Raw genomic sequence first — 6,729 nt, forward strand, 5'->3', positions numbered from 1 at the left:
CCGCGAAGGAGAGCAGCAGCCATGCCCGAGGCCTACATCGTCGAAGCGGTACGCACCCCCGTCGGCCGGCGCGGCGGGGGACTGGCCGGGGTCCACCCGGCCGACCTCGGCGCCCACGTCCTCACCGCGCTCGTGGAGCGCTCGGGGATCGATCCGGCGGCGGTGGAGGACGTGGTCTTCGGCTGCCTGGACACCGTCGGCCCGCAGGCCGGGGACATCGCCCGTACGGCCTGGCTGGCCGCCGGACTGCCCGAGGAGGTCCCCGGGGTGACCGTGGACCGGCAGTGCGGCTCCTCCCAGCAGGCCGTCCACTTCGCGGCCCAGGCCGTGCTCTCCGGCACCCAGGACCTGGTGGTCGCGGGCGGGGTGCAGAACATGTCCATGATCCCCATCGCCTTCGCCTCCCGGCAGGCCGCCGACCCCCTGGGCCTCACCCAGGGCCCCTACCTCGGCTCCGCCGGCTGGCGCGCCCGCTACGGGGACGCACCCGTCAACCAGTTCCACGGCGCCCAGCTCATCGCCGAGAAGTGGGGCATCTCCCGCACCGACATGGAGGAGTTCGCCCTGCGCTCCCACCAGCGGGCCGTCCGCGCCGTCGACGAGGGCCGCTTCGCCCGTGAGACGGCGGCCTACGGGGACGTGGCCGTCGACGAGGGCCCCCGCCGCGACACCAGCCTGGAGAAGATGGCGGGCCTGCGCCCGGTCGTGGAGGGCGGCACCATCACCGCCGCCGTCTCCTCCCAGGTCTCCGACGGGGCCGCGGCCCTGCTGGTCGCCTCCGAACGCGCCGTACGGGAGCACGGGCTGACCCCGCGCGCCCGCATCCACCACCTCTCCGTACGGGGCGAGGACCCCATCCGGATGCTGTCCGCTCCGATACCCGCCACCGCCCACGCCCTGAAGAAGACCGGGCTGACCCTCGACGCGATCGACCTGGTCGAGATCAACGAGGCCTTCGCCCCCGTCGTGCTGGCCTGGCTCAAGGAGACCGGCGCGGACCCGGACCGGGTCAACCCCAACGGCGGAGCCATCGCACTCGGACATCCGCTCGGGGCGACCGGCGTCAAGCTGATGACCACACTGCTGCACGAGCTGGAGCGCACCGGCGGCCGCTACGGCCTCCAGACCATGTGCGAGGGCGGCGGCCAGGCCAACGTCACCATCATCGAGCGCCTCTGAAGCCCTCCGGCAGGCCGCTCGCGACCCCTCCGCGGCCCCCTGCGCCATCCGCCCGCGCGGCCCCGCGACACCCGCGCGGGCGCCGCGCCCGACACGACGCGCGCACTCCCGGCCGCGGGCCGCGGGCGCGGTGTGCTAGCTTTGAGGAGTTGCAGTTGTGGTACCCATAGACTTTATGTGCGCCTGACGGGAATGTTCCTCAGGCGCATTATTAGTTTCCGGCATCTCCGGATGGGGCCCAAACCTTATTCAGGAGATTCTCATGGCCAACGGCACCGTGAAGTGGTTCAACTCGGAAAAGGGCTTCGGCTTCATCGAGCAGGACGGCGGCGGCCCGGACGTCTTCGCCCACTACTCGAACATCGCCACCTCTGGCTTCCGTGAGCTCCAGGAAGGCCAGAAGGTGACCTTCGACGTCACGCAGGGCCAGAAGGGCCCCCAGGCGGAGAACATCCTCCCCGCCTGATCGCTCGTCGCACGGCCGGGGCCCGCACCTCACGGTGCGGGCCCCGGTTTGCGCATGGCACGTCTGCCTGCCGTGTCCGTCTGCCAGCTTCAGGAGGGCTTCTTCCGCATGACCAGCTCCAGTTCGTCCCGAGCTCCCCGCCGACCCGGCCGTGAGCGGGGCGCCTCCCAGGGCCGTCCCAAGGGCGCAGGGGGCCGTCCGAAGGCCGCACCGCGGCCCCAGGAATTCACCATGCCGGAGACCCTCACCCCCGCCCTGCCCCCCGTCGCGGCCTTCGAGGACCTCGACATGCCGGCAGCGCTGCTGAAGACCCTCGGGGCCCAGGGCGTCACCGAGCCCTTCCCCATCCAGGGCGCGACCCTCCCGAACTCCCTGGCCGGCCGCGACCTCCTCGGCCGCGGACGCACCGGGTCCGGCAAGACCCTGGCCTTCGGCCTCGCCCTGCTCGCCCGCACCGCCGGCCGCCGCGCCGAGCCGCGCACCCCGCTCGCCCTGGTCCTCGTACCGACCCGCGAGCTGGCCCAGCAGGTCACCGACGCCCTCACCCCCTACGCCACCTCCGTGCACCTGCGCATAGCCACGGTGGTCGGCGGCATGTCGATCAACCGGCAGGCCAACGCCCTGGCGCGCGGCGCCGAGGTGCTCGTGGCCACCCCCGGCCGCCTCAAGGACCTCATCGACCGCGGGGACGTCACCCTCCGCCAGGTCGGGATCACCGTCCTCGACGAGGCCGACCAGATGACCGACCTCGGCTTCCTGCCGCAGGTCACCACCCTGCTCAAGCAGGTCGAGCCGGGCGGCCAGCGGCTGCTGTTCTCCGCCACCCTCGACAAGAACGTCGACAAGCTCGTCAAGAACTTCCTCGTGGACCCGGTCACGCACTCCGTGGACCCCTCCGCGGGCGCCGTCTCCACCATGGAGCACCACGTCCTCTACGTGATGGACGAGACCGACAAGAAGGCCGTCACCACGCGCATCGCCGCCCGCGACGGCCGCGTGATCATGTTCCTGGACACCAAGCGCTCCGTGGACCGCCTGGTCAAGCGGCTGCTGGCCAGCGGCGTACGGGCCTCCGGCCTGCACGGCGGCCGCTCCCAGCCGCAGCGCAACCGCACCCTGGACCAGTTCAAGAACGGCCAGGTCACCGCGCTCGTCGCCACCAACGTCGCCGCCCGCGGCATCCACATCGACGACCTCGACCTCGTCGTCAACGTGGACCCGCCCACCGACCACAAGGACTACCTGCACCGCGGCGGCCGCACCGCCCGCGCCGGCGAGTCCGGCAGCGTGGTCACCCTGGTCCTGCCCGAGCAGAAGCGCGAGGTCGGACGCCTGATGTCGGACGCCGGGATCAGCCCGCGCACCGCGCAGATCAAGTCCTCCGACACCGCGCTGACCGACCTGACCGGCGCCCGCGAGCCCTCCGGGGTCCCCGTGGTCATCGAGGTCCCGCAGCCCGCCGCCCGGCCCGCCGCGAAGACCGGCGGCCAGGGCCGCTCCGGCAGCGGCCAGCCCCGCCGCCGCTCCCGCGGCGCCGGATCGGGCGCCGCCGCCGGCACGGGCACCCCCGCCGCCGACCGCGGCCGCCGCTCCCGTCCCGCGGGCCAGTCCGCCGCGGGCGGCCGCACCGACTCCGGCGCCGCCGGCCAGTCCCGCGGCGCCGGCTCCGCCCAGCGCACCGGCGGCGCCCCCCGCCAGCGCACCGCGGGCGGGGCCGCCCCGGCCGCCGAGGGCGCGGGCGCGGCCCGCCGCTCCGGCGCCTCCCGCCGCCGCTCGGGCAGCGGCAGCGCGGGCGCGGGTGCCGGACGCCGCCGTCCCGCAGGTCCCGCCGCGTCCTGACCCCCGCACACCGGGCCACGGTGGGCTGACACGCGTCACCAGGCCCGGGTCCCCCTGGGAATCCCAGATTCCCCCGGGGACCCGGGCCTTTCGCGTACCCGCGTACCCGCCTACCCGCCTACCGGTCCGGGCTCAGCGCACCAGGCGCTTCTGCAGCCTCGCCAGCGTCCCCAGGTCCAGCCCCAGCCCCTGGGTCAGGTACCCGTAGAAGCTGCCGAAATCGGCCTCCATCCGGGCGGTGGCCGCACCCAGGTAGTCCTGCCGGACCTCCTGGAGCGGGATCAGCAGCTCGGGGTTCTGCATCAGGCCGGCCTGCTTGAGCCCCGCCCGCTGCCGCGCGTCGTACGCCGCCCGGAAGGAGTTCGAGGCCAGGTAGTCCTGCTCCGCCGTGCCCGTCGGGGTGCCGAGGGCCCGCAGCAGCACGTACGACAGCCAGCCGGTCCGGTCCTTGCCGGAGGTGCAGTGGAACAGCAGCGGACCGGTGCCCCCGTCCGCGAGCTCCCGCAGCACCGCTGCGAACTGCGCCCGGTTCGCCGGGTCCGTGACGAAGGTGCGGTACACGTCGCGCATGTACGCCTCGGCCCGGCCGCCGCCGAGCGCGGCCTCCTGCTTCACCGGATCGGCGCTGGAGATCACTCCGACCAGGGTCGCGAACAGGCCCAGGTCGTTCACCGGCCGGGAGGTCGCCGTCAGCCCCGGCGGCAGCCGGTCGGCCCCGTCGTACTGGAGCTCCATGGCGACCCGGAAGTCCACGACCTCGCGCAGGCCGAGCCCCCCGACGGCGGTGACGTCCGCCGGGGTCAGCTTGGACAGGGCGTCCGAGCGGTACACCAGCCCGTGGCGGACCTGCCCGCCGGTGTACGTGCGGTAGCCGCCCAGGTCGCGGAAGTTGACCGCGCCCTGGAGGGGGATCTGGCGGATCGGGTCGGCGGCGCCGCGCGGGCCGCCCCGCCCGGGCCCGGCGGCCGGTACGGAGGAGCCCGCGGAGGCCGAGGGGGCGGAGGCGGCGGCCGGGACGGCCGGGGACGAGGGGCCTGAACGTGCGGGACCCGCCCCGGCGAGGGCCGGAGCGGGCAGGGCACCGAGGGCGAGAGCGGAAACGATCACTCCGGTCGCCAGGCGGAAACGGGCACGGCTCATCAGTGCGACTCCTGTGGCGGAGAAGGGATCACCCTGGTGGAGGCAGGGTGCCGGTCGCGTGCAGTCCTTCCAGCGCGTACTGCGCCTCGGCCATGACGCGGGCGACGAGCTCCGCACACGAAGGCAGATCCTCGATCACCCCCGCGACCTGGCCCGATGCCATGATTCCGAGGTCGGTGCGGCCCTCGACCATGGACGCCTTGAGGAGCATCGGGGTGTTCGCGGCGAGCAGGACCTGGCTCCAGGACAGGTCCTTGCCGTGTTTCATCGCCAGGCCGTCGCGGACCATCTCCCGCCAGCCCAGCCCGGAGACCCTGCGGAACTGCGCCGCGTGCCGGACGGCCCGCAGCAGCGCCCCGGCCCGCCCCGAGCGCTCGAGGGCGGCCACCAGGTCCGTGCGCAGCATCCGGTGCGGCAGCCCGTCGACCGCGGTCGTCACCGTCACGTCCTTCACCGAGGCGGCCAGGTAGCGGGCCTTGACGGCGTCCGGGACCGTCGAGTCCGAGGTCAGCAGGAACCGGGTGCCCATCGCCACCCCGGCCGCCCCCAGCGCCAGCGCCGCGACCAGGCCCCGCCCGTCGCGGAACCCGCCCGCCGCCACCACCGGGATGTCCACGGCGTCCGCGACCTGCGGCAGCAGCACGGTCGTGGCCACCTCCCCGGTGTGCCCGCCGCCCTCCGAGCCCTGGACGACCACCGCGTCCGCGCCCCAGGCCGCCACCTTCTCCGCGTGCCGCCGCGCCCCGACCGAGGGGATCACCACCACCCCGGCGTCCTTGAGCCGCGCGATCAGCTCCTGCGAGGGCGCGAGGGCGAAGGAGGCCACCTTGACCCCCTCGTCGACGATCAGCCGCACCCGCTCGCCCGCGTCCCCGGCGTCGGCGCGCAGGTTGACCCCGAACGGCGCGTCCGTACGGGACTTCACCTCGCGGACCGCCGCGCGCAGCTGCTCCAGGGTCATCGTGGCCGAGGCCAGGACGCCCAGCGCGCCCGCGTTGGCGGTCGCGGACACCAGCCGCGGCCCGGCCACCCAGCCCATCCCGGTCTGCACGATCGGGTACCGGACCCCGACGAGCTTCGTCAGCGCGGTCTCCATCAGCCCCGCACTTCCCGCTCGCGCAGCCCCTGCGGGTCGATGACCTCGCGGATCAGCCGCAGTTCGGCGGCGGTGGGCTCCCGGGTGTCGGCCACCCGGTCGGCGGTCTCCAGGGGGAAGGCGGTGGCCTCCCGTACCTCCTCCACGGTCACGCCCGGGTGCAGGGACACGATCCGCATGGCGTGCCCGGGGCCCCCGAAGTCGAAGACCCCGAGGTCGCTGACCACCCGGCGCAGCGCGTGGAAGCGCGACGCGGACGGGCCCGCGGCCGCGGCCCGGTCGAAGCCGACCCCGCTGACCATGTCCACGCGCTCGGTGAACACCCGCCGCGAGTGCTTCGGGATCCAGTAGCTCACCGGGTTGTTGATCGTGTTCACCGGGGCCCCGCGGACCCCCAGCAGCTGCCGGGCCGGGCGCTCCCAGTCCCCGATGCAGGAGATGTTCTGGTTGCCGTACCGGTCGATCTGGCTGGCGCCCATCATCACGTGCCGCCGCCCGCCGGTGACCATGGCCAGGTGCCGCCGGTACGGCAGCCAGCCCTCGACCGTGCCGTCCAGCCCGACCAGCAGCGCCTCCCCGTCGGTCAGCAGCAGGTCCGGGGAGAAGGTCCGCTTGGCCAGCCGGGCCCCGAAGGAGGGGATCAGGCCCATGGGGCTGGCCAGCACCTCGCCGTCACCGCGCCAGGCCTCGGCGCAGGCGAGGACGCAGTACTCGGCGCGGGTGGGCGGGGGAGGGGCGGTGCGGGTGGGCGCGTCGGGGGCGGGTGCGGGTCCGGCGGTCACCTGATTTCTCCCAGGATGCCCCGTCCTTTAGGGCGGGGAGGAATGGGTCCTTGGGGCGGAGCCGCGGAGCGGCGGAGTTCTCTTCGCATCTGTTCTGACCTGCGCTCTCTTTCGTTGTCAGTGGGGGCTGTTAGGTTGCGGATCATGACGACAGCAGCGATGGCCGAGACGGTGGCCGGGCACGCCCGGTACACCTACCGGCTGCGTGTGTCGTCCACCGCCCGTAC

At 74.2% G+C, this 6,729-nt stretch carries 6 protein-coding genes; 3 read left to right on the forward strand and 3 right to left on the reverse strand.

What is annotated here, in order from left to right; all coding sequences use genetic code 11:
* Positions 1-21: 21 nt before the first annotated feature.
* The 3 genes from ACZ7JZ_RS05315 to ACZ7JZ_RS05325 all read left to right on the forward strand — a co-directional run bounded on the left by ACZ7JZ_RS05315 (position 22) and on the right by ACZ7JZ_RS05325 (position 3,484).
* The gene (locus ACZ7JZ_RS05315; RefSeq protein ID WP_470933351.1) at positions 22-1,179 is read left to right on the forward strand and encodes an acetyl-CoA C-acetyltransferase; all 1,158 of its coding nucleotides are present in this window, start codon (positions 22-24) and stop codon (positions 1,177-1,179) included.
* A gap of 262 nt (positions 1,180-1,441) precedes the next feature.
* On the forward strand, positions 1,442-1,645 hold the full coding sequence (locus tag ACZ7JZ_RS05320) for a cold-shock protein (protein WP_470933353.1): 204 nt from the start codon (positions 1,442-1,444) through the stop codon (positions 1,643-1,645).
* 108 nt (positions 1,646-1,753) lie between these two features.
* Positions 1,754-3,484: a DEAD/DEAH box helicase gene (locus ACZ7JZ_RS05325; RefSeq protein ID WP_470933432.1), complete on the forward strand. Its 1,731-nt coding sequence runs from the start codon at positions 1,754-1,756 to the stop codon at positions 3,482-3,484.
* A 132-nt stretch (positions 3,485-3,616) separates the two neighbouring features.
* Here the strand turns inward: ACZ7JZ_RS05325 and ACZ7JZ_RS05330 are convergent, their stop codons facing one another.
* Genes ACZ7JZ_RS05330 through ACZ7JZ_RS05340 form a run of 3 tightly spaced genes read right to left on the reverse strand, consistent with a single transcriptional unit; the run spans position 3,617 to position 6,502 of the window.
* On the reverse strand, positions 3,617-4,624 hold the full coding sequence (locus tag ACZ7JZ_RS05330; protein WP_470933355.1) for a tyrosine-protein phosphatase: 1,008 nt from the start codon (positions 4,622-4,624) through the stop codon (positions 3,617-3,619).
* A gap of 28 nt (positions 4,625-4,652) precedes the next feature.
* On the reverse strand, positions 4,653-5,720 hold the full coding sequence (locus ACZ7JZ_RS05335; protein ID WP_470933357.1) for an NAD(P)H-dependent flavin oxidoreductase: 1,068 nt from the start codon (positions 5,718-5,720) through the stop codon (positions 4,653-4,655).
* Positions 5,720-6,502, reverse strand: coding sequence for a CoA-transferase subunit beta (locus ACZ7JZ_RS05340; RefSeq protein WP_470933359.1), 783 nt, complete (start codon positions 6,500-6,502; stop codon positions 5,720-5,722). The genes ACZ7JZ_RS05335 and ACZ7JZ_RS05340 overlap by 1 nt, the downstream gene beginning before the upstream one ends.
* Positions 6,503-6,729: the final 227 nt, after the last annotated feature.

It is taken from the genome of Streptomyces sp. NPDC038213, from assembly GCF_055600495.1.